The 19,943-nt window shown below is 53.5% G+C and carries 20 protein-coding genes; 14 read left to right on the top strand and 6 right to left on the bottom strand.

The features are described 5' to 3' along the window. The first annotated feature begins 213 nt into the window (after positions 1–213). A complete protein-coding gene (locus tag HA51_RS22895) occupies positions 214–420 on the top strand; it encodes a DUF1107 domain-containing protein (protein WP_031280153.1) in 207 nt (68 codons plus the stop codon). An 87-nt stretch (positions 421–507) separates the two neighbouring features. Here HA51_RS22895 and paeA read toward each other — a convergent pair whose 3' ends face one another. Next, the gene (paeA, locus tag HA51_RS22890) at positions 508–1,845 is read right to left on the bottom strand and encodes a polyamine export protein PaeA (protein WP_084937217.1); all 1,338 of its coding nucleotides are present in this window, start codon (positions 1,843–1,845) and stop codon (positions 508–510) included. A gap of 448 nt (positions 1,846–2,293) precedes the next feature. On the opposite strand from paeA, the gene tamA reads away from it, so the two are divergent. The 3 genes from tamA to HA51_RS22875 are packed head-to-tail and all read left to right on the top strand — an operon-like array spanning position 2,294 to position 8,156. Then, complete coding sequence (gene tamA / locus HA51_RS22885) at positions 2,294–4,033, top strand: autotransporter assembly complex protein TamA (protein WP_084937215.1); 1,740 nt, start codon at positions 2,294–2,296, stop codon at positions 4,031–4,033. Then, positions 4,030–7,800 carry an autotransporter assembly complex protein TamB gene (gene tamB, locus HA51_RS22880; protein WP_084937213.1) on the top strand — a complete coding sequence of 1,257 codons (3,771 nt, stop codon included), beginning with the start codon at positions 4,030–4,032 and terminating at the stop codon, positions 7,798–7,800. The genes tamA and tamB overlap by 4 nt, the downstream gene beginning before the upstream one ends. A 2-nt stretch (positions 7,801–7,802) precedes the next feature. Continuing rightward, positions 7,803–8,156: a gamma-glutamylcyclotransferase family protein gene (locus HA51_RS22875; protein WP_084937211.1), complete on the top strand. Its 354-nt coding sequence runs from the start codon at positions 7,803–7,805 to the stop codon at positions 8,154–8,156. Positions 8,157–8,210: 54 nt separating this feature from the next. Here HA51_RS22875 and ppa read toward each other — a convergent pair whose 3' ends face one another. Both ppa and HA51_RS22865 read right to left on the bottom strand, forming a co-directional pair. Beyond that, complete coding sequence (ppa, locus tag HA51_RS22870; RefSeq protein WP_084937209.1) at positions 8,211–8,741, bottom strand: inorganic diphosphatase; 531 nt, start codon at positions 8,739–8,741, stop codon at positions 8,211–8,213. A gap of 100 nt (positions 8,742–8,841) precedes the next feature. Further along, the gene (locus HA51_RS22865) at positions 8,842–9,291 is read right to left on the bottom strand and encodes a DUF441 domain-containing protein (RefSeq protein WP_084937295.1); all 450 of its coding nucleotides are present in this window, start codon (positions 9,289–9,291) and stop codon (positions 8,842–8,844) included. Between the two features lie 222 nt (positions 9,292–9,513). Between HA51_RS22865 and HA51_RS22860 the strand changes: the two genes are divergently transcribed. Then, entirely contained in the window at positions 9,514–11,073 is a 1,560-nt protein-coding gene (locus HA51_RS22860; protein WP_084937206.1) for a methyl-accepting chemotaxis protein, read from the top strand. A gap of 17 nt (positions 11,074–11,090) precedes the next feature. On the opposite strand, the gene HA51_RS22855 is transcribed toward HA51_RS22860, so the two are convergent. After that, positions 11,091–11,381 (bottom strand): helix-turn-helix domain-containing protein, encoded by a 291-nt coding sequence (locus tag HA51_RS22855; RefSeq protein WP_084937203.1) that lies wholly within the window; start codon positions 11,379–11,381, stop codon positions 11,091–11,093. A 92-nt stretch (positions 11,382–11,473) separates the two neighbouring features. Between HA51_RS22855 and HA51_RS22850 the strand changes: the two genes are divergently transcribed. Next, entirely contained in the window at positions 11,474–11,737 is a 264-nt protein-coding gene (locus HA51_RS22850) for a helix-turn-helix domain-containing protein (protein WP_084937201.1), read from the top strand. 50 nt (positions 11,738–11,787) lie between these two features. Here the strand turns inward: HA51_RS22850 and fbp are convergent, their stop codons facing one another. Next, positions 11,788–12,792 carry a class 1 fructose-bisphosphatase gene (fbp, locus tag HA51_RS22845; protein WP_084937199.1) on the bottom strand — a complete coding sequence of 335 codons (1,005 nt, stop codon included), beginning with the start codon at positions 12,790–12,792 and terminating at the stop codon, positions 11,788–11,790. Positions 12,793–12,958: 166 nt separating this feature from the next. Here fbp and mpl point away from each other — a divergent pair, with 166 nt between their 5' ends. After that, the gene (gene mpl / locus HA51_RS22840) at positions 12,959–14,314 is read left to right on the top strand and encodes a UDP-N-acetylmuramate:L-alanyl-gamma-D-glutamyl-meso-diaminopimelate ligase (RefSeq protein WP_084937197.1); all 1,356 of its coding nucleotides are present in this window, start codon (positions 12,959–12,961) and stop codon (positions 14,312–14,314) included. Positions 14,315–14,457: 143 nt separating this feature from the next. Here mpl and yjgA read toward each other — a convergent pair whose 3' ends face one another. Beyond that, positions 14,458–15,006 (bottom strand): ribosome biogenesis factor YjgA, encoded by a 549-nt coding sequence (yjgA, locus tag HA51_RS22835; protein WP_084937195.1) that lies wholly within the window; start codon positions 15,004–15,006, stop codon positions 14,458–14,460. 116 nt (positions 15,007–15,122) lie between these two features. Here yjgA and pmbA point away from each other — a divergent pair, with 116 nt between their 5' ends. From pmbA to HA51_RS22800, 7 genes are all read left to right on the top strand, one after another. Continuing rightward, positions 15,123–16,463 (top strand): metalloprotease PmbA, encoded by a 1,341-nt coding sequence (pmbA, locus tag HA51_RS22830; RefSeq protein ID WP_084937193.1) that lies wholly within the window; start codon positions 15,123–15,125, stop codon positions 16,461–16,463. 193 nt (positions 16,464–16,656) lie between these two features. Continuing rightward, a complete protein-coding gene (gene cybC / locus HA51_RS22825) occupies positions 16,657–17,043 on the top strand; it encodes a cytochrome b562 (protein ID WP_084937191.1) in 387 nt (128 codons plus the stop codon). A gap of 263 nt (positions 17,044–17,306) precedes the next feature. After that, positions 17,307–17,645, top strand: coding sequence for a glycine dehydrogenase (locus tag HA51_RS22820; protein ID WP_084937189.1), 339 nt, complete (start codon positions 17,307–17,309; stop codon positions 17,643–17,645). 11 nt (positions 17,646–17,656) lie between these two features. Beyond that, positions 17,657–18,019 (top strand): SFCGS family glycine-rich protein, encoded by a 363-nt coding sequence (locus tag HA51_RS22815; protein ID WP_089561919.1) that lies wholly within the window; start codon positions 17,657–17,659, stop codon positions 18,017–18,019. 2 nt (positions 18,020–18,021) lie between these two features. Then, positions 18,022–18,321, top strand: a complete 300-nt coding sequence (locus HA51_RS22810; RefSeq protein WP_084937187.1) for a DUF4312 family protein — start codon at positions 18,022–18,024, stop codon at positions 18,319–18,321. Positions 18,322–18,346: 25 nt separating this feature from the next. Next, complete coding sequence (locus HA51_RS22805) at positions 18,347–19,123, top strand: DUF4311 domain-containing protein (RefSeq protein ID WP_034829226.1); 777 nt, start codon at positions 18,347–18,349, stop codon at positions 19,121–19,123. 12 nt (positions 19,124–19,135) lie between these two features. Beyond that, positions 19,136–19,783 carry a DUF4310 family protein gene (locus HA51_RS22800; RefSeq protein ID WP_084937184.1) on the top strand — a complete coding sequence of 216 codons (648 nt, stop codon included), beginning with the start codon at positions 19,136–19,138 and terminating at the stop codon, positions 19,781–19,783. Positions 19,784–19,943 lie beyond the last annotated feature (160 nt).

Raw genomic sequence — 19,943 nt, 5'->3', positions numbered from 1 at the left:
CCACAATTCCTTAATGAGTGAAGGTTTATACTGGGTTTTGTGAACGTCATAACAGAGTGTTCTGTAATGATGTGTCAATTCAGTAAAAAATTCACTTTTTCGGAACATACGCAACGAATCATGTTCTATATTTACGCCTCATTTGCGCTTCATGGGCTCGTACCGAATTTGGCAACGGCGAAGCGTATTACATCTGTTCAGGAGTTAAACAGCATGAAAATCTTCCAGCGCTATAATCCGCTGCAAATTGCGAAATACGTAAAAACGCTATTTAAAGGAAGGTTGTACATCAAGGATGTTGGCGCGTTTGAGTTTGATAAAGGCAAAGTGATGTTGCCACGCGTCAAAGATAAACAGCACCTTAGCGTGATGTCTGAAATCAATCGCCAGGTGCTGCGACTGCAAGCCGAGTACAACTAAGCAGTAAAAACAAAGGGCGCCATGCAAGTAGGCGCCCTCAGTAGCGGCGCGAGGAATCGCGCCTTGTTTTTTTCCAGCCACTCAACGCTACGGCGACTCAAGCTCATCTGTCGCGTTCTTCGTCACATTCAGCACGGGCGGACGCTCATCAATACGCGTGACCAACAGCTGGTCAATGCGGTAACTATCGATATCGACCACTTCAAATTTATAGCCTGAGAACTTCACGAAATCGGTGCGTTTCGGGATTTTGCGCAGCATATACATCATAAAACCACCAATGGTTTCATAGTTGCCAGACTGCGGGAAATCATCGATATCCAGAACGCGCATCACGTCATCAATCGGTGTGCCGCCTTCAACCAGCCACGAATTTTCATCACGCGCCACAATTTGCTCTTCCTGACCCTGACCGACCAAATCACCCATCAGCGTGGTCATCACGTCATTTAGGGTAATGATCCCCACCACCAACGCATATTCGTTCATGATCACCGCGAAGTCTTCGCCAGCGGTTTTGAAGCTTTCCAGCGCTTCAGAGAGCGTTAAGGTGTCCGGCACAATCAGTGCAGAACGGATCTGCACGCCGCTGCTCAGCGTTAAGCTTTGATTGCCCAGTACGCGCAGCAGCAATTCTTTGGAATCGACATATCCCACAATATGGTCGATGTCGCCATCGCAAACGATAAATTTAGAGTGTGGATGCTGCGCGATTTTGGTTTTGAGCGTGTTTTCATCTTCGTGCAAATCGAACCAGACCACGTTCTCACGCGACGTCATGGAGGAGGGTACGGTACGCGATTCCAGCTCAAACACGTTTTCGATGAGCTCGTGCTCCTGCTTACGCAGTACCCCCGCCAGCGCACCGGCTTCCACTACTGCGTAAATATCATCTGAAGTGATGTCGTCATTACGCACCATCGGCAGTTTAAAGATGCGGAAGAACACGTTCGCCAAGCCGTTAAACAGCCAGACCAGCGGGCGCATGATAAACAAACAGAAGCGCATTGGGTTGATAATACGCAGTGCTACCGCTTCTGGCGCAATCATGCCGACGCGCTTCGGTGTCAAATCAGCGAATAGAATAAACAGGCTGGTGACCACGGTGAAAGAGCAGATGAAGCTAAGTTGTTCGGCTAAATCGGCGGGAATAAAGCGGCTGAACAGACTGTTAAAGGCGGGAGAGAAAGCCGCATCGCCGACAATACCACCGAGGATGGCCACGGCATTCAGGCCAATCTGCACTACGGTAAAGAACATGCCAGGCTGTTCCTGCATTTTCAGTACGCGCTGTGCGTTGATGTTGCCTTCATCGGCCAGCAATTTCAGTTTGATTTTACGGGCAGCAGCCAATGAAATCTCTGAGAGAGAAAAAAATGAACTGATCACAATCAGTAAAAGAATGACAAGTAAGCTATCGAGCATAAAAGATCCGTTGGGTTAATCACTTGTCATTTTTGGCCTGGGCAGCGCGGGCGCACATCCAGTACTCACCCGTCAAACAGGGCTATCCGTGCCAAAAATGTCTGCGCCATTTCGACAAGGAACGTGAACGTCGGGGCAGAAAGGGAAGCAGGTCATGCCTGCTGGATGCTGATTATAGCAGCAGCGCTTATCATGCCGCCAGAGGCGCGCATGCTAGCCTCGGATTAATCTGAGACGCACCCCTCAGGCGCAGAACTGCGGCTTGGTTGTTGTATCGCTCCCCCCATTTACCGACAATAGGAAATGATTTGGCTTAGTGACCATTTTTCCTCAGCCATCCGCCAAAAAGAGCGGCTATGCTGATGGGTAAGCGAGTGGTGGTGATAGCCTCCGATAAGCATTAACGCCCCTGCGGAATAAGGGGCAGGCATTATTAACAGGAGTACGCGTGCCGCGATTGCATATTTATTGTTTGGCCAGCCTGTTGCTTGCTGCACCTGCCGTTGAGGCAGCAAAAGTGCGCTTGCAGCTGGAAGGGCTAACCGGGGATTTACAGAAGAACGTCAGGGCGCGCTTGTCCACTATTGGTACCGATGAAGTGTCCAGCGATGGTCGCTTTCAGGCGCGTGTCTCACAAGCGATCAAAGAAGGCTTGCGGGCACTTGGCTATTACGAACCTGAAATCAATTTCGAATCTCGTCCCGCGCCGGCACAGGGCGGCCGTCCGGTGCTTATCGCTCACGTCAAACCCGGCGAACCGGTGAAAATCGGCGGTAGCCACATCGTGGTCGAAGGTGCGGCGAAAAACGATGATGATTACAAAGCCTGGGTGAAGCAGGGCACGCCGAAAATCGGCACACAACTGAATCACGGCGAATACGACAAATTTAAAAACGGCTTCTCCAGCCTGGCACTGCGTAATGGTTACTTCGACGGTGACTTTAAGCAAAGCCAGCTTGGCGTTTCGGTCGAAAGACGCGAAGCTTTCTGGGACATCGACTACGACAGTGGCCCGCGCTACCGTTTTGGTGATGTCAGTTTCCAGGGCTCGCAAATCAACGAAGCCTATCTGCGTAATCTTGTGCCGTTTAAAAAAGGCGATCCGTACAGCTCTCGCGATTTGGCGGAATTAAACCGTCGCTTATCCGCCACGGGCTGGTTTAACTCGGTGGTGGTTGCCCCTGAATTCGATAAAGGTCGTCAGACTAAAGTGCTGCCGCTCAATGCGGCGGTATCGCCACGGGTTGAGAACACCATCGAAGCCGGTGTGGGTTATTCAACCGACGTCGGCCCGCGCCTGAAGGGCACATGGAAAAAACCGTGGATCAACAGCAGCGGTCATAGCCTGACGGCCAGTTCCTATATTTCTGCACCTGAACAACAGCTCGATCTCAGCTATAAAGTGCCCTTACTGAAAAGCCCGCTGGAGCAGTATTACACCTTCTCCGGCGGCGTGAAGCGTACCGATCTCAACGACACCAAAGCGGACACCACTACGCTGGGCGCTTCGCGTAACTGGGACAGCAGTTCCGGCTGGCAGCGAGCGGTTAACCTGAAATGGAGCCTCGACCACTTCACCCAAGGTAGCGTCACTAACACCACCATGCTGCTCTATCCGGGCGTCAGCCTGAGCCGCACCCGTTCACGCGGCGGTTTGATGCCAACCTGGGGTGATTCGCAGCGTTATTCAGTGGATGTTTCCGATACCACTTGGGGATCGGACGTCGACTTCCTGATCCTACAAGCGCAAAACGTCTGGATCCGCATGATCGGTGATAAGAACCGCTTTGTGGCACGCGGCAATCTGGGCTGGATCGAAACCAATAACTTCGACAAAGTCCCGCCGGACCTGCGCTTCTTTGCCGGGGGTGACCGCAGTATTCGCGGCTACAAATATAAAGATGTCTCGCCACGCGACAGCGATGGCAAGTTGACCGGTGCGTCAAAAATGGCCACCGGCTCGCTGGAGTATCAATACAACGTGACCGGCAAGTGGTGGGGCGCGGTGTTTGTCGATTCCGGTGAAGCAGTGAACGACATCAAACAGAGTGATTTCAAAACCGGAGCCGGTGTTGGCGTGCGCTGGGCTTCTCCGGTAGGGCCGATCAAATTTGATATCGCGCGGCCGATTGGCGATGACAAGGAACATGGTTTGCAATTCTATGTAGGACTGGGGCCTGAACTATGAAGCTGTGGAAAAAGGTCCTGATTGGATTTGGTCTTTTTTTGGTGGTGCTGTTTGGCAGCGTGGCGTTTTTGATTGGTACGACGCCTGGGCTGCATCTGTTGTTGAAAGGCGCCGATCGTTGGGTGCCAGGTTTGTCGATCAACAAAGTCGAAGGCGGCTGGCGCGATCTCACCCTGAGCGGCGTGAAGTACGAGATGCCGGGCGTCAGCGTGGATGCCGGGCGCTTCCATCTGGCGCTCAACCTGAACTGCCTGCTGCACTCCTCGGTGTGCGTGAATGACATTGGCCTGCAGGATGTCAGCGTGGTGGTCGACAGCAAGAAAATGGCACCGGCCGCAGCGCCTCCGCCGCAAGAAGAGAGCGGCAGCGCCAATCTGAGCACGCCGTATCCGATTACGCTGAGCAAGGTCGGACTGCATAACATCAACGTGAAAGTTGATGACACCTCAATCTCGCTACTGGACTTCACCACCGGCCTCAACTGGCAGGGACGCGCGCTGACGTTAACGCCAACGCATATTCAAAGTCTGCTGATTGCGCTGCCTAAGGCGGCGAAAGTGGTCGATGAGCAAGTGGTGCAGCCGAAAGTACAACAGCCGCAGCCGGACGAGAAACCGCTGGGTGAAACGCTGCAAGAGATGTTCGCCAAACCGCTGTTACCCGAACTGCCTGACTTCCAGCTGCCTTTGGATATCACCGTGCAGGAGCTGCTGGGTGAACAGCTACGCTTGACCGGCGATACCGATGTGTCGATTACCCGTCTGTTGCTGAAAGCCAAAACTGCCGACCGCCATCTTCAGTTAGAAACCTTTGATATCGATTCACCGCAAGGGCAGTTGAACGCCAGCGGTGATGCGCAGTTGGCGGATAACTGGCCAGTGAATTTCGCGCTAAGCGGATCGTTGAATCTCGATCCGATCAAGGGCGAGAAGATCAAAATGAATCTCAGCGGTGCGATGCGTGAAGAGCTTAAGCTGGGGCTAAATCTCTCTGGCCCGGTCCGCGTACAACTGGATGCCGCAGCACAACCGGCGGTAGCCGGTCTGCCACTGTCACTGAAACTCACCAGCCCGGAATTGCGCTGGCCGCTTACCGGCCCGGTGCAGTATCAGGCGGATAATCTGGATTATCAGTTCAAAGGCAAAGCCACTGATTACGTCATGTCACTGCGCACCGCTGTGAAAGGTGAAGGCGTGCCGCCAGCGACCCTTTCGCTCGACGGGAAAGGCAACGTGCAGCAGTTCAGCCTAGACAAGCTGCGCGTGGCGGCATTGCAGGGTAACGTCGATTTAACCGCGCTGGTGGACTGGAGCAAAGCCATCAGCTGGCGCAGTGAACTGACGCTCTCCGGCATCAACACCGCCAAACAGTATCCCGACTGGCCAGCCAAACTTGACGGTAAAATCACCACCCGAGGCAGTCTGTATGGCGGCAGCTGGCAGCTCAGCGTACCGCAGTTGGACCTTAAAGGTAACGTGAAGCAGAACGCGGTGAGCGCCAAAGGCTCACTCACCGGTAACAGCTATAACCAGTGGAAAATCCCCGGTATCAACATCGCGTTGGGCCGTAACCATCTGGATGTGAAAGGCGAACTGGGCGACACGCTCAACCTGGATGCCAATATCGATGCACCGCATCTGGATAACGCATTACCTGGGCTCGGCGGCGTGGCCAAAGGCACGGTGAAAGCGCGTGGGACCTTACAAGCACCGCAGCTGTTAGCTGATCTCACGGCAACCGGTTTACGCTGGCAGCAGTTGCAGATCCGCCGAGTGGCGCTGGAAGGTGATGTTAAATCCAGCGATCAAATCGCCGGTAAGCTGCAGCTACGTGTCGAGCAACTGCAACAGGATGCACTGAAGATCAATCTGTTGACGCTGAACGCCGACGGCAACGAGAAGCAGCATCAGCTCAAGCTCAACGTGCAGGGCGAACCCGTCTCCGGCCAGCTGGCACTGAACGGCAGCTTTGATCGTAAAACTGAGCGCTGGCAGGGCAATCTCAACAATACGCGCTTCGACACGCCGGTCGGTGAATGGCGTCTGACGCGCGCAATGACGATTGATTACCTCAACAGCAAGCAGACTGCGACCATCGGACCGCACTGCTGGCAGAACCCGAATGCGCAGCTGTGCGTGCCAGAGCCCATCGAAGCCGGGCCGAGCGGCCATGCCCATGTGGTGCTCAACCGCTTTGATTTGGCGATGATCAAACCGTTCCTCACCGATGCCACCAAACTGAACGGCGTGTTCAGCGGCGATGCACGCGTGAACTGGACGGCTGATGGCGCGCTGCCAACCGGCACCGTTGCGCTGAAAGGCAACGGCGTGAAAGTGGAGCAGGACGTGCAGGGCAATACGCTGCCGATTGCCTTTGATACGCTCAACCTGAATGCGGCGATGCGTAATGGACGTGCCCAGCTCGACTGGCTGATCCACATCGTCAACAACGGCCAGCTAAGCGGCAACGTGCAGATTGCCGATCCGCAAACCCGTCGTCAGCTGTCCGGCAACATCGGCATCAGCAATCTGTCGCTGGCGATGTTCAACCCGGCGCTAATGCAGGGTGAGAAGATCAAAGGCAACCTCAACAGTAATTTACGCCTGGGCGGAACGCTGCAACAGCCGCAGGTGTTTGGTCAGTTGGGGCTAAGCGATGTGAATGTGCTGGCGAGCTTTATGCCGGTTACGCTCACCTCGGCCAATCTGAACATGGTGTTCAATGGCATGAGTTCGACGCTCAACGGCTTGTTGCAGACCACCCAAGGCAATCTGAATCTGGGCGGCAATGCGGACTGGAGTCAGTTGGATAACTGGCGTGCGCGCATCACCGCGCAGGGCAGCCGTATTCGCGTCACCGTGCCGCCGATGGTGCGCATGGATGTGTCGCCAGACCTGGTATTTGAAGCCACACCAGCCGCCTTCAATCTTGATGGCAAGGTGGATATCCCATGGGCACGCATCACGGTGCAGGAAGTACCGGAAAGCGCGACGGGTGTCTCTTCGGATGAAGTGATGCTAGATCAGAATCTTAAGCCAATTCAGCCTAAAACCGCCGCGATCCCAATTAACAGCAACCTGGTGATCCACGTCGGTAACGATGTGCGGCTGTCAGCCTTTGGTCTGAAGGCCAAACTGAATGGCGATCTCAAACTGGTGCAGGATAAAACCGGCCTTGGCTTGAACGGGCAGATCAACATTCCTGACGGTCGCTTCCACGCTTACGGCCAGGATTTGATTGTGCGTAAAGGGGAGTTGCAGTTTGCCGGACCACCGGATCAACCTTACGTGAACCTGGAAGCGATTCGTAACCCGGAAGCCACCGAAGATGATGTCACCGCCGGTATCCGCGTTACCGGGCTGGCTGATGAGCCAAAAGTTGAAGTGTTCTCTGACCCGGCGATGTCGCAGCAGGAGGCGCTTTCCTACCTGTTACGTGGGCAGGGATTGAGTAGCGACGGCGACAGTAATGCATTAACTTCAGCGCTTGTTGGCTTAGGGGTTGCACAAAGTGGTCAGGTTATGGGTAAAATCGGCGAGACCTTCGGCGTCAGCAACCTTGCGCTTGATACCACCGGCGTTGGCGACAGCCAACAGGTGCAGGTGAGTGGTTATGTACTGCCGGGTCTACAAGTAAAATACGGTGTCGGCATATTTGATTCACTGGCGACTTTAACCTTGCGTTATCGCCTGATGCCCAAACTCTATTTAGAAGCCGTGTCGGGTCTCGATCAGGCACTGGATTTGCTCTATCAGTTTGAGTTTTAGCAATGCGAATAATTGTCTACGGCAGTTTACGGCGCAAACAGGGAAACAGTCATTGGATGACGAATGCGCAATGGCTCGGCGACCATCAGATTGAAGGGTTCGAACTCTACAATCTCGGTCACTATCCGGGGGTCATTGAAGGGGAGGGAACCGTCTATTGCGAGGTCTATCGCATTGATGCGAGCACCCTCGGCGAACTTGATGCCTTGCGCAGCAAGAATGGTGAGTACAAACGCCAGCTCTTGCAGACGCCTTACGGCAGTGCCTGGCTGTATGTGTATCAGCGTTCGATTGTCGGTCGCACCCGCATCGCGAGTGGTGACTGGCTCAAGCGCGATGACCTACCAGAGGCATAAATAAAAACACCGTCCATTGGACGGTGTTTTTTTATGCTCGCAAGGCGAAGAAGATTATTTCTTCTGTGCGCGCTCGTAAGAAGCAATGATTTCAGCTTTAGCCGCTTCTGCGTTGTCCCAGCCGTCAACCTTCACCCATTTGCCTTTTTCCAGATCTTTGTAGTGCTCGAAGAAGTGGGTGATCTGCGCTTTCAGCAGTTCTGGCAGGTCGTTCACATCTTTGATGTGATCGTACTCTTTGCTCAGTTTGGTGTGCGGAACCGCAACCAGTTTGGCATCTTCGCCAGACTCGTCGGTCATTTTCAGCACGCCAACGGGACGGCAGCGAATCACTGAGCCCGGCACCAGCGGATACGGGGTTGGCACCAGCACGTCAACCGGATCACCATCCAGAGACAGGGTGTGGTTGATGTAACCGTAGTTGCACGGATAGAACATGGCGGTAGACATGAAACGGTCTACAAACAGGGCGCCAGACTCTTTGTCCACTTCATATTTGATCGGATCGGCATTCGCTGGGATCTCGATAACGACATAGATATCTTCTGGCAGATCTTTACCTGCAGGCACCTGGTTCAAACTCATCTGGCTTTCCTTCATTGGTCGTATGTTGAGTGACGGCTATTATAGCCAACTGACTCTGAAAGTATGCCCCCTTTTTGGCGTTTCGGAATGCTCCAAAGGCCTACTTCGCGGTGACAAACAGCGAGACAATCCCTGCTGCAATCAGTGGTCCAACGGGCACTCCACGGAAAAACGCCACACCAATCACGGTGCCGATTAATAATCCACCAATCACTGACGGCTGTACGCTCATAAAATTGACGCCGCGCCCGCCTAACCAGGCCACAAACACCCCGACAATAATCGCCACTATCGACTGCCAGTTGGCAAACGACTTGAGCAGAGACGATGCTGGTAAAGTCCCGCTGGCCAGCGGTGCCATCACGGCGACGGTCAAAATAATGATACCGATCTGAATGCCTTGTTTCTCCACATAGGGGAAGAACTGCGACAGCGGTGTCAGCTTGATGGCGAGCAGGATCAGAATGGAAATGGTAACGGCACTGTTATGAACGAAATAGCTCAGGACGGCGAGGCAGACCAGAATAATGGTAGAGGCATAAGCAGCCATGATTTCTCCCTGAAGATGGATGGATGCGCGGGTCAGTGCCCGCGCTGACGTTTTTTTACGCCCCCATTTATCAACAATCATTGGGACGGGTGCAACTGCCTTTGTTGATTGATTGTCATGACTCCCTCAACTTTGGATAAAGTTTCTACGATCGGCTGCCGATAATCTCTCCGTTTTAGGGCTAGTGGAGTTCTGCCTTTTTTCATACACACGGGAATGATCATGAAACAGCTATCGATTAAAAATGGAATACGTGCCTTGCTCTTCTGTATGACGCTGCTACTGCTGGCGGTGAGTTTTATGGGCATCTATGCCATCAATGCGGGCAACCAGTCATTGGATGCCATCAACCGTATTCAGGGCATTGAGCAGAACAAGCTGTACCAAAGCCGTTCCGAACTGATGCGTGCTCGTGCCAACGCCGCCCTGGCAGTGCGTAAAATTGAAATTGGTTTGTTAGATGACGGAGCTAAAGTGACCGGGCAGGCGCAGGCTGCGGTGGACAGCTCGCATAAACTGCTTAAAGCCTTTGTTGATGCAGGCACCGTCACGGCCCACGGTAAGGAGTTAGCGGATGCTGTCGTGTCGACCTATACGATTTACGACAAAGAGGGCATTCAACCGATGATGGATGCGCTGAGTAAACAGTATACCGATGAGTATTATCAGGTGCTGGAAGGCAAACAATCTCAACTTGCCGCTAACTATTCCAAAGCCGTCAATGATTTCAGTATTTATGCCGATGAAGTCTCTGCTGCGCGTATGCAGCAAGCTGCTGATAATGAAGTGAAAATGAAAGTGCTTATCGGTGTGGCAATGGTCTTAACGCTGCTACTGATCGTGCTGTCATGGCAGCTTTTGCGCCGTCTGTTTATGGAGCCACTGAATCAAGCCATCAAGCATCTGGAGCAAATCGCGGCGGGTGATTTATCACAACCGTTGCCACAAGCAGGTAAAAACGAAATTGGTCGCTTAAACGGCGCATTGGCTGAAATGCAATTGGCGCTGAGTGGGTCAGTCAGTCAGGTGCGTGAAGCCAGCTTGCAGATTGATGTAGGCAGCCGTGAACTGGCCGCCGGCACCGTCCATTTATCGCAGCGTACTGAGGAGTCTGCGGCTTCACTGGAGCAAACCGCTGCCAGCATGGAGCAACTCACCGCCACTGTGCGTCTCAACGCCAGCAACGCGCAGCAGGCCAACCAGTTGGCCAGTAATGTGTCTGATAGTGCCGAGCGCGGTGCAGAAGTGGTGGGCTATGTAATGGAGAAGATGCAGGAGATTACTCAAAGTTCTAATCGTATCGGCGACATTCTCAGTGTTATTGATGGCATTTCTTTCCAGACCAATATTTTGGCGCTCAATGCGTCGGTAGAAGCGGCTCGTGCAGGGGAGCAGGGGCGCGGATTTGCCGTGGTGGCTAATGAAGTCCGTACTTTGGCCGGGCGCAGCGCCACCGCCGCAAAAGAAATTCGTGAGTTGATCAGCGAATCGCAGACGCGTGTGAAAGAGGGGAGTGACATGGCAACCCGCGCAGGCGAAACCATGGATGAGATCTCCAGTGAAGTGATGCGTGTCACTTCGCTGATGAAAGAGATTTCGATTGCGTCTGAAGAGCAGAGTCGCGGGATTGAGCAGGTAAACCAGGCGGTGACGCAGATGGATGAAGCCGCGCAGCAAAACGCTGCACTGGTGGAAGAAGCCAGCGCGGCAACGCAATCGCTGGAAGCGCAATCACAGCAGCTACAGGAATCGATGGCGCAGTTCCGGGTGGCAACTGCGTAAAGCATGAGCAACGCGCACTAACGCGCGTTGCTATTTTCCTCATCGGGAAAGCGCAAGATCATTTCGGCCAGTTGGTCATCTTCTGCCAGAAGATAGGCGGCGGGGATCTCCAGCGCTTTTGCCAGCAGTTGCAGCGTCAGTAAATCAGGCTGGTGCTTACCCACTTCATAGCGATTGATGCGCGCGCTGGCGGAAAACTCTTCAATGCCGGCGGCAATCCCTAACCCTTTTTGCGAAAAACCCTTTCCAAGACGCGCTTGTTTCAGGCGTCGACAGAAAGTGTCTTGCAGGGAGGAGGTCGGTTTCATGGCTACGAGAATCGTAGATTTACTGCTTGTCAGATACTACGAGTAACGTAGTATCGTTATTGAAACCTATAACGATAACTAAGGAGAGTAACGTGGGTGAAACCAAGCAAGACTGGCATCAGGCCGATATCATTGCTGCCTTACGTAAGAAAGGGACCTCATTAGCCGCTGTATCAAGAGAGGCGGGTTTATGCTCGACCACACTGGGTAATGCGTTGATTCGACCTTGGCCGAAAGGTGAATGGCTCATTTCTGAAGCCATTGGTGTTACACCGGATGAAATATGGCCAAGTCGATATTATTCATCACAAGGTGAATTGATTGATCGCCAGGCTAAAATACGCAGGGTGGAGTAAAGCAACAAAAAGCCCGCTGGTAAGCGGGCTTTTTTTACATCGAATCTCGCTTATGCGTGACTGTCTGGGTATTCACGGATAAAGCGCTCTACGTCATCGACCATAGCATCGTTGCCGCAGAAGAACGGGCAGCGCTGGTGCAGCGTTTCTGGCTGGATATCGAGGATACGATGCTCGCCATCGCTGGCTTTACCGCCGGCTTGTTCAGCCAGGAATGCCATCGGGTTGCACTCGTACAGCAGACGCAGCTTGCCTCTCGGGTGGCTTGCGGTGCTTGGATACAGGTAGATACCGCCTTTCAGCAGGTTACGGTGGAAGTCTGCCACCAGTGAACCGATATAGCGCGAGGTGTATGGGCGCTTGGTGGCGATATCTTCTTCCTGGCAGAACTTCAGGTATTTCTTCACGCCCTGAGGGAAGCGAATGTAGTTACCTTCGTTGATAGAGTAGGTGTAACCCTTCTCTGGGAAGGTCATGCGCTCGTGGCTCAGACAGAACACACCGAGTGAAGGATCGTAAGTAAACGCATGCACGCCCACGCCGGTGGTGTACACCATCATGGTCGAGGAGCCGTAAACCACGTAGCCTGCCGCAACTTGCTTGTTGCCCGGTTGCATGAAGTCCGCTTCAGTGATCGGCGTACCCGGCTCGCTGATGCGGTGGTAGATAGAGAAGATGGTGCCCACGGAAACGTTAACGTCGATGTTTGAAGAACCGTCCAGCGGGTCCATCAACACCACGTATTTGCCGTCTTCTGAACCTTCGAAGATCACGAACTCGTCTTCTTCTTCGGAAGCAATACCGGCAACCACACCACGCGCTTTCAGGGCAGCTTTCAATTTTTCATTCGCGAAGAGGTCCAGCTTCATCTGCTGTTCGCCCTGCACGTTTTCCACGCCGCTGGCACCCAGAATATCCACCAGACCCGCTTTGTTGATGTCGCGGTGGATAATCTTCGCTCCCAGTTTAATGGAGGAAATCAGCGCCGTCAGTTCACCTGTGGCGTGTGGAAAGTCGTGTTGCTTCTCGACGATGAATTCGCCTAACGTTTTCATAACACATTCCCTGAATCTACGATGGAGTGGTAGCAGCTATAACACGCTACCAACGTATGAACGCAGTTTAGCCGATTGAACTTTAAAAACCATAGTCCTAATCCGTTTCTTCCCACTCTGCTCGGGGTTACACTGTGCGCCGAACTTTTGAGTAATGGATCTCTTTATGCGTATTCACATCCTTGGGATTTGTGGCACTTTCATGGGCGGACTGGCAATGCTGGCCCGCTCGCTGGGACACGAAGTGACCGGCTCGGACGCCAATGTCTACCCGCCGATGAGCACGTTGCTGGAGCAGCAAGGCATTGAATTAACAGAAGGTTATGATGCCAGTCAGCTTGATCCTCAACCGGACCTGGTGATTATCGGCAACGCCATGACACGCGGCAATCCTTGTGTGGAAGCGGTACTGGAACGCAACATTCCTTATCTGTCTGGCCCACAATGGCTGCATGATTTTGTTTTACGTGACCGCTGGGTACTGGCGGTAGCGGGAACGCACGGCAAAACCACCACCGCAGGCATGGCAGCGTGGATTCTGGAGGCCTGTGGCCTTGAGCCGGGCTTCATCATCGGTGGGGTGCCAGGAAACTTCGAAGTTTCGGCAAAATTAGGAAAAAGTCCATTCTTCGTCATTGAGGCGGATGAGTATGACAGCGCCTTCTTCGACAAACGCTCGAAATTTGTCCATTACTGCCCGCGTACCCTGATCCTCAACAACCTCGAATTCGATCATGCCGATATCTTCGACGATCTCCGTGCGATCCAGAAACAGTTCCATCACCTGATCCGCATCGTACCCGGCCAGGGCAAGATCCTGCTGCCGGAGCACGATCACAATCTCAAGCAGGTGATGGCGATGGGATGCTGGAGCGAGCAGGAAACTGTCGGCGACAACGGGCATTGGCAGGCGAAAAAGCTCACGCCGGACTCATCGCATTGGGAAATCTGGCTCGACGGTGAAAAAGTCGGGGAAGTGAACTGGGCGCTGGTGGGTGAACACAACATGCACAACGGGCTGATGGCGATTGCCGCGGCGCGTCATGTGGGCGTGAAACCGGTGGATGCAGGTGAAGCGCTGAGCAGCTTCATCAATGCGCGTCGTCGTCTGGAATTGCGTGGTGATGTTAATGGCGTCAAGGTCTATGACGATTTTGCCCATCACCCCACCGCCATCCACGCGACGCTGGCGGCGTTGCGCAGTAAAGTGGGCGGAACCGCGCGTATTTTAGCGGTGCTAGAACCCCGTTCCAACACCATGAAAATGGGTGTCAGCAAAAACGATCTGGCACCGTCATTGGGCCGGGCGGATAAAGTGTTCCTGTTCCAACCACACCACATCCCGTGGCAGGTTTCTGATGTTGCGGAAGCCTGTATCCAGCCGGCACTGTGGAGCGCGGATATTGATACGCTGGTAGAAATGGTGGCGAAAGAAGCTCAGCCAGGTGATTCAATCCTGGTGATGAGTAATGGTGGGTTTGGTGGGATTCACCAGAAACTGCTGGAGCGACTGGGCCGGTAATGAGGCGGTGGCCATCAGTGAATGGCCACCTACAAACCGCGCAATTTCACTGCAGGGTCGTCATGATGGCGACCTTTTTATTGCGCATCTGTCAGCCACTCTGCTGCTTCAGAATGCGCGATAAATCGCGCCGCTACAGTATATTACGCTTCTGCCAGCTCGCGCAGATACTGGAAAATCACGCGCGCTGATTTCGCCGGTTTATTCGCGGCTTTCTCTTTCTGCGCATTGCGGATCATGCTGCGCAGCTGCTGACGATCGGCTTCAGGATAAAGGTTAATCACTTCTGCTATGACGTCATCACCTTTCTCAATCAAGCGATCGCGCAATTGCTCGAGTTTGTGGAACAGCGCAACCTGCTGGTTGTGACGGTTCTTCAGCTTATCCAGTGCCTGACGGATCGGATCTTCATCGCGCGAACGCAACATCTTACCGATCAGCTGCATCTGACGACGACGACCTTCCTTCTTAATACGCTGTGCCAGCTCAATGGCGGCACGCAGATCTTCGTCGAGTGGAATCTTGTCGAGGGAATTTTTCCCTAGTTCAACTAACTCGGCACCGAGGCGTTTCAGCTCTTCGGCATCGCGTTTAATTTCGCTTTTGCTGACCCAGATAATCTCTTCGTCTTCATCTTCTTCGTTTTGATTATCCGGCACATCGTCGAGCCAGTCATCGGGCTGCTTGGTCATCTCTTGGCTCCCTAAAAAAAAGAGGCTAATCCTACCAGTTTATCGGGCGACTGCGAAATTGTTCTCTGAGTCTGATAGACTCAATAAATTCATACTTAAGATTAGACGGCAGGTCGATGAACGTATCTACTCAGGTTGCAGAACAACGTAAAGTGTTAGAACAGGCTGTCGCACAGGCGCTGGAACTGGCGAAAGCCAGCACCGATGGTGCAGAAGTGGCGGTGACCAAAACCACCGGCATCGGCGTCAGCACCCGTTACGGCGAAGTCGAAAACGTCGAATTCAACAGCGATGGTGCGCTTGGCATCACCGTCTATCATCAAAACCGCAAAGGCAGTGCTTCCTCTACCGATCTTAGCCCGGATGCGATTAAACGCACCGTGCAGGCGGCGATCGACATCGCGCGCTATACCTCGGTCGATCCTTTTGGTGCACCCGCCGATCCCGATCTGCTGGCCTTTGAGGCACCGGACCTCGATCTCTACCACCCGTGGGAGATCGATGCCGATCGCGCTATCGAACTGGCCGCAAAAGCGGAGCAAGCGTCACTGCAGGCTGATAAACGCATTACTAACACCGAAGGCGGCAGCTTCAACAGCCATGTAGGTATCAAAGTTTTCGGTAACAGCCACGGCATGCTGCAGAGCTACTGCTCCAGCCGCCATTCACTCTCCAGCTGCGTGATTGCCGAGCAAGATGGCAACATGGAGCGTGATTATGCCTACACCATTGGGCGTTCAATCGACGAGCTGCAAAGCGCCGAATGGGTCGGACAAGAGTGCGCACGTCGCGTGTTGTCGCGTTTAGCGCCGCGTAAGCTGCCGACCATGAAAGCGCCGGTGATCTTCGCACCGGAAGTGGCGACGGGTCTGTTTGGCCATCTGGTGGGCATGATCAGCGGCGGCAGTGTCTATCGCAAAGCCACCTTCCTGCTGGATTCCCTCGGCAAACAGATTCTGCCAGAGTGGCTGACCATTGAAGAGAAGCCGCACCTGCTGAAAGGGTTGGCTTCTACGCCGTTTGACAGTGAAGGTGTGCGTACCCAGGCACGTGACATCATCAAAGATGGCGTGCTGCAAAACTGGCTGCTGACCAGCTATTCGGCGCGCAAGCTGGGCCTGCAAAGCACCGGCCATGCAGGCGGCATTCACAACTGGCGCATTGCGGGCCAGGGTCACAGTTTTGAAGATCTGCTGAAACAGATGGGCCGTGGTTTAGTGGTGACGGAAATGATGGGCTCCAGCGTGAGCGCCATGACCGGTGACTACTCGCGCGGTGCATCAGGATTCTGGGTTGAAAACGGTGAAATCCAATATCCTGTGAGTGAGATCACAATTGCGGGCAACCTCAAGGATATGTGGCTCAATATGGTAACTCTCGGTAACGACATTGAAACGCGCAGCAATATACAATGCGGGTCGGTGCTGCTGCCGGAGATGAAAATCGCCGGACAATAAAACATCGCTTCCTGAAAGCAGCCCACGTGGCTGCTTTTTTTTTTGCCCGACAATAATACCCCTAAATATTTCGCGTTGCAGAAGGGCGGCAAGCGAGTGAAGCCCCAGATACTTAGATCAGTAAGTGACTGAGGTGAGCGAGCGTAGCCAACGCGCCTGGAACCTGAAGTATGATGGGAAATAAGGAATATTTATGCGTAAGCATTTGATTGCAATGTTGTCTCTCTCGCTGTTGTTCTCCTCGGCTAGCGTTTTTGCCGCTGACCTGGAGAAAGATATGGATACCCTGAAAGATGGCCTGAGCGTGGTGAAGAAAACCTCTGATGCTCAGGAGATGCAAACCGCGCTCGGCAAGATGCGCCAGGCGGCGGAGGATGCTAAAAAGTCCACGCCGGAAAAACTGGAAGGTCAAGCTGCCGACAGTGCCCAGATTAAGGATTATCACGCCGGTCTTGATTCTCTGATTGCGCAGATTGATGTCGTCGACCAACTGGCGAAAGCCAATAAACTGGACGAAGCCAAAACTGAAGCGAAGAAGTTGGAAGATATCCGTAACGCCAACCATAAGAAATTCCGCTGATAACCCAGGCCAGCACCCCTGCTGGCCTTATTTCTCTCATCAAGCCCGCTTATTTCAACGCTCATTCTGCCTAAAACCATTACATCTCTGCATTTTGTGACCTGTTTCGCACAGTTCGTGCGTACTGCGATCTGGCGCACACTCAGCCGTGGGATTTCCACTTCGAGGTGGAAAAGATGCGTCTCCACAGGCGCTAACGGAAAGCGTAATTTCTTTTCAACGCGAATTATCTCTAATGGTCCGCAGTTAACAGGAGTTACAAGGTGAGGAGTGAAGCTGTCCCGCTGAAAACAGTTACGCCAGAAGCAATTCAGGCGCTGGCGGATAACGTGATGAAGCAGATTGCGGCGATTTACACCGCACACCACATTGAAGCTAACGCCGTTCAGCAGCAGATGCTGGCCTCGCATGTGCGGGCGATGGCAGCGCGTTCCCTCACGGGTGAAGCGCTACCGGATGTGGAAGCCGAATTGTTTGAAGATATCTCGCCAGAAACCATGGCGTTGGCCCAGCAGGTGGTGGATCTGTTTGGCAATCTGCCAAAAGAAGAAGCCTGGCTGCTGTCAGTGCATATCGAAGTGGCGAAATCTAACGAAGCATGAATTGAGAGGAAATGAACATGGTGACAGTCGTGATTGGTGATCGTCTGGGTAAAGGTCAGAAAGTCGCAGCCGGTATTGAGAAAGCCGGCGGTCGTGCCGTTGTGGTGCCGGGCGTGGCAGCCGATATGAAGCTGGGCGATGTGATGAAAGCGGAAAACGCTGACTTCGGCATCTCTTTCTGCGGCAGCGGCGGCGCAGGTGCCATCACCGCGCAGAATAAGTACGGCTACAAAGCTAAACACGGTATGCGTTCGATTGACGAAGGTGTCACCGCGATTAACGAAGGCGCTACCGTATTGGGCTTCGGCTTTATGGATAAAGAAGAGCTGGGTGAGCGCTTGGTGCAGGCCTGGAACAAAAAATACGGCAGCTAAGTATGAAACAGCAATATGACACTCAGGTCACGGTGCAGGGCAAAGGCGACAGCAAAGCAAAAGCCTTTGCCGATGCACTGAGCAAGGTGCAGCAGCAAGTGCTGCGCACCAGTCAAAAGATTCTGTTGCGCATTGAACCCATAGATGTGCGGGTGCTGCGCGCGCAGGAGAGCGTGCGCACAGAGAAGTTCTTGTTCTTCTTTCTGGCGCGCGAACGGCGGAATTACAGCGTTGAGCTGGAGATCACCGTCAGCGTCACCGTGATTGATACCGATAAGGTGGAATTCACAGCGACTCAATAAAGACGATAACAAAAGGTACAACAACATGTTTTTAATCATTTTGTTTAAGTCGTTGATCATTGGCGGATTGGTTGGTGTTGGGGTAGGGGCAGGCGCGGCGCGCATGTTTCATGCACCCACCACACAAGGTATGGGCGCGTTTCGTACTTTGGGTGAACTGAACTCCTGCGAAGGCGATCCTGCATCGCACTTCTCCTTTGGTCTTGGCTTCTTCTTTAACGCTTGGGCATCGTCTGTAGCCGCAGGCTCCTTCACACAGGACGTTGACCACCGCATTCTGCCTAACTGGGGTGCGGCTGCGTTGATGGTAAAAAATCGTAACGTCGCGGAAACCCTGCATAACCCGAAACGCATGGCCATTGCCTGCGGCATCATCGGCATGATTGTGGTGGCGTTCCTCAACAGTACCGCCTCTGCAGTGCCTGCTGCGCTGCAGGTGACAGCTGTGAAAGTGCTGGTCCCTGCGGCGAACCTGCTGGTTAACACCGTCATGCCAGTGATCTTCTGGCTGGCCGCGATTGATGCGGGTAAGAAATCCGGTTTCTGGGCGACCATCTTTGGTGGTCTGGCGCAGCTGATTATGGGTAACGCGGTACCGGGTCTGGTGCTGGGTATCCTGATTGGTAAAGGCGTGGAAGAGAGCGGCTGGAACAAGGTCACTAAAGTGATGATGTTCGCTATCGTGCTGCTGTTCGCACTGAGCGGTTTCTTCCGTGGCTTCGATATGAAGCTGCTGCAATCCTTCCAACTGGGTATCCCGGGCTGGCTGGATATGATCCACAACAGCCTGAGCGGCAAATAAGGAGCCTCGAGAATGAACGAGACTGAAAACAAAGGGTTCTGGTATGCCGACTGGTCGTTCCCGATCTTTGTTGGCCTGCTGTCATCTGGCGTGTTTGCCGGTACGCACATGTACTACCTGTACGGCATTGGTGCCTTTAACGAAGTGGCATTCGTATCCATGCTGCGTTCCGGCATGGAAACCGGCGTGTATGGCGCAGTCGCGGCGTTTGGTGCCAGCTTCCTGTTCGCCCGTATCATCGAAGGTTCGCTGGTCGGGATTCTCGATATTGGTGGCGCGATTCAAACCGGTGTAGGACTGGGAGTGCCTGCACTGCTGTTGGGTTCAGGCATTGTATTCCCAGTTGCCAACTTCGCGGCATCACTGGCCACCGGCTTGGTGGTGGGGGTAGCGATTGGCTATCTGATCATCCTGGCGCGTAAATTCACCATCAATCAAAGCGATTCCACCTACGGTGCGGACGTGATGATGGGCGCAGGTAATGCCTCTGGTCGCTTCCTTGGCCCATTGATCATCTTGTCTGCGATGGCCGCGTCGATTCCCATTGGCCTCGGTTCACTGATTGGCGCGCTGCTGTTCTATCTCTGGAACAAACCGATCACCGGTGGTGCGATTCTCGGTGCCATGGCGTTGGGCGCGATGTTCCCGATTTCGCTCTGATTTTTGTGTTACCAGGTCGCCATTAATGGCGACCCTACAACGGCTCGGCATGTTTTGAGGGGCGGGGGCCGATTGTGGCTAGTAGTTTGTAGGGTCGGGAGCCGATTGTGGCTAGTGGTTTGTAGGGCCGGCAGTCGGTTGTGGCTAATGGTTTGTGGGG

It is taken from the genome of Pantoea rwandensis, from assembly GCF_002095475.1.
GTDB classification, from domain to species: Bacteria; Pseudomonadota; Gammaproteobacteria; order Enterobacterales; family Enterobacteriaceae; genus Pantoea; species Pantoea rwandensis.
Note: the sequence above shows the minus strand (reverse complement) of the source record. Positions and strands in the feature narration are given on the sequence as shown.

Bases quoted from the DNA above. Each gene is read 5' to 3' on its own strand.
- paeA (WP_084937217.1), bottom strand. From the start codon at position 1,845: ATGCTCGATAGCTTACTTGTCATTCTTTTACTGATTGTGATCAGTTCA.
- HA51_RS22855 (WP_084937203.1), bottom strand. From the start codon at position 11,381: ATGAAACCGACCTCCTCCCTGCAAGACACTTTCTGTCGACGCCTGAAA.
- yjgA (WP_084937195.1), bottom strand. From the start codon at position 15,006: ATGACCAAGCAGCCCGATGACTGGCTCGACGATGTGCCGGATAATCAA.
- HA51_RS22805 (WP_034829226.1), top strand. From the start codon at position 18,347: ATGTTTTTAATCATTTTGTTTAAGTCGTTGATCATTGGCGGATTGGTT.
- cybC (WP_084937191.1), top strand. From the start codon at position 16,657: ATGCGTAAGCATTTGATTGCAATGTTGTCTCTCTCGCTGTTGTTCTCC.
- HA51_RS22875 (WP_084937211.1), top strand. From the start codon at position 7,803: ATGCGAATAATTGTCTACGGCAGTTTACGGCGCAAACAGGGAAACAGT.
- HA51_RS22865 (WP_084937295.1), bottom strand. From the start codon at position 9,291: ATGGCTGCTTATGCCTCTACCATTATTCTGGTCTGCCTCGCCGTCCTG.
- mpl (WP_084937197.1), top strand. From the start codon at position 12,959: ATGCGTATTCACATCCTTGGGATTTGTGGCACTTTCATGGGCGGACTG.
- HA51_RS22815 (WP_089561919.1), top strand. From the start codon at position 17,657: ATGAACATGGTGACAGTCGTGATTGGTGATCGTCTGGGTAAAGGTCAG.
- tamB (WP_084937213.1), top strand. From the start codon at position 4,030: ATGAAGCTGTGGAAAAAGGTCCTGATTGGATTTGGTCTTTTTTTGGTG.
- HA51_RS22810 (WP_084937187.1), top strand. From the start codon at position 18,022: ATGAAACAGCAATATGACACTCAGGTCACGGTGCAGGGCAAAGGCGAC.
- HA51_RS22860 (WP_084937206.1), top strand. From the start codon at position 9,514: ATGAAACAGCTATCGATTAAAAATGGAATACGTGCCTTGCTCTTCTGT.
- pmbA (WP_084937193.1), top strand. From the start codon at position 15,123: ATGAACGTATCTACTCAGGTTGCAGAACAACGTAAAGTGTTAGAACAG.
- HA51_RS22800 (WP_084937184.1), top strand. From the start codon at position 19,136: ATGAACGAGACTGAAAACAAAGGGTTCTGGTATGCCGACTGGTCGTTC.
- HA51_RS22895 (WP_031280153.1), top strand. From the start codon at position 214: ATGAAAATCTTCCAGCGCTATAATCCGCTGCAAATTGCGAAATACGTA.
- ppa (WP_084937209.1), bottom strand. From the start codon at position 8,741: ATGAGTTTGAACCAGGTGCCTGCAGGTAAAGATCTGCCAGAAGATATC.
- fbp (WP_084937199.1), bottom strand. From the start codon at position 12,792: ATGAAAACGTTAGGCGAATTCATCGTCGAGAAGCAACACGACTTTCCA.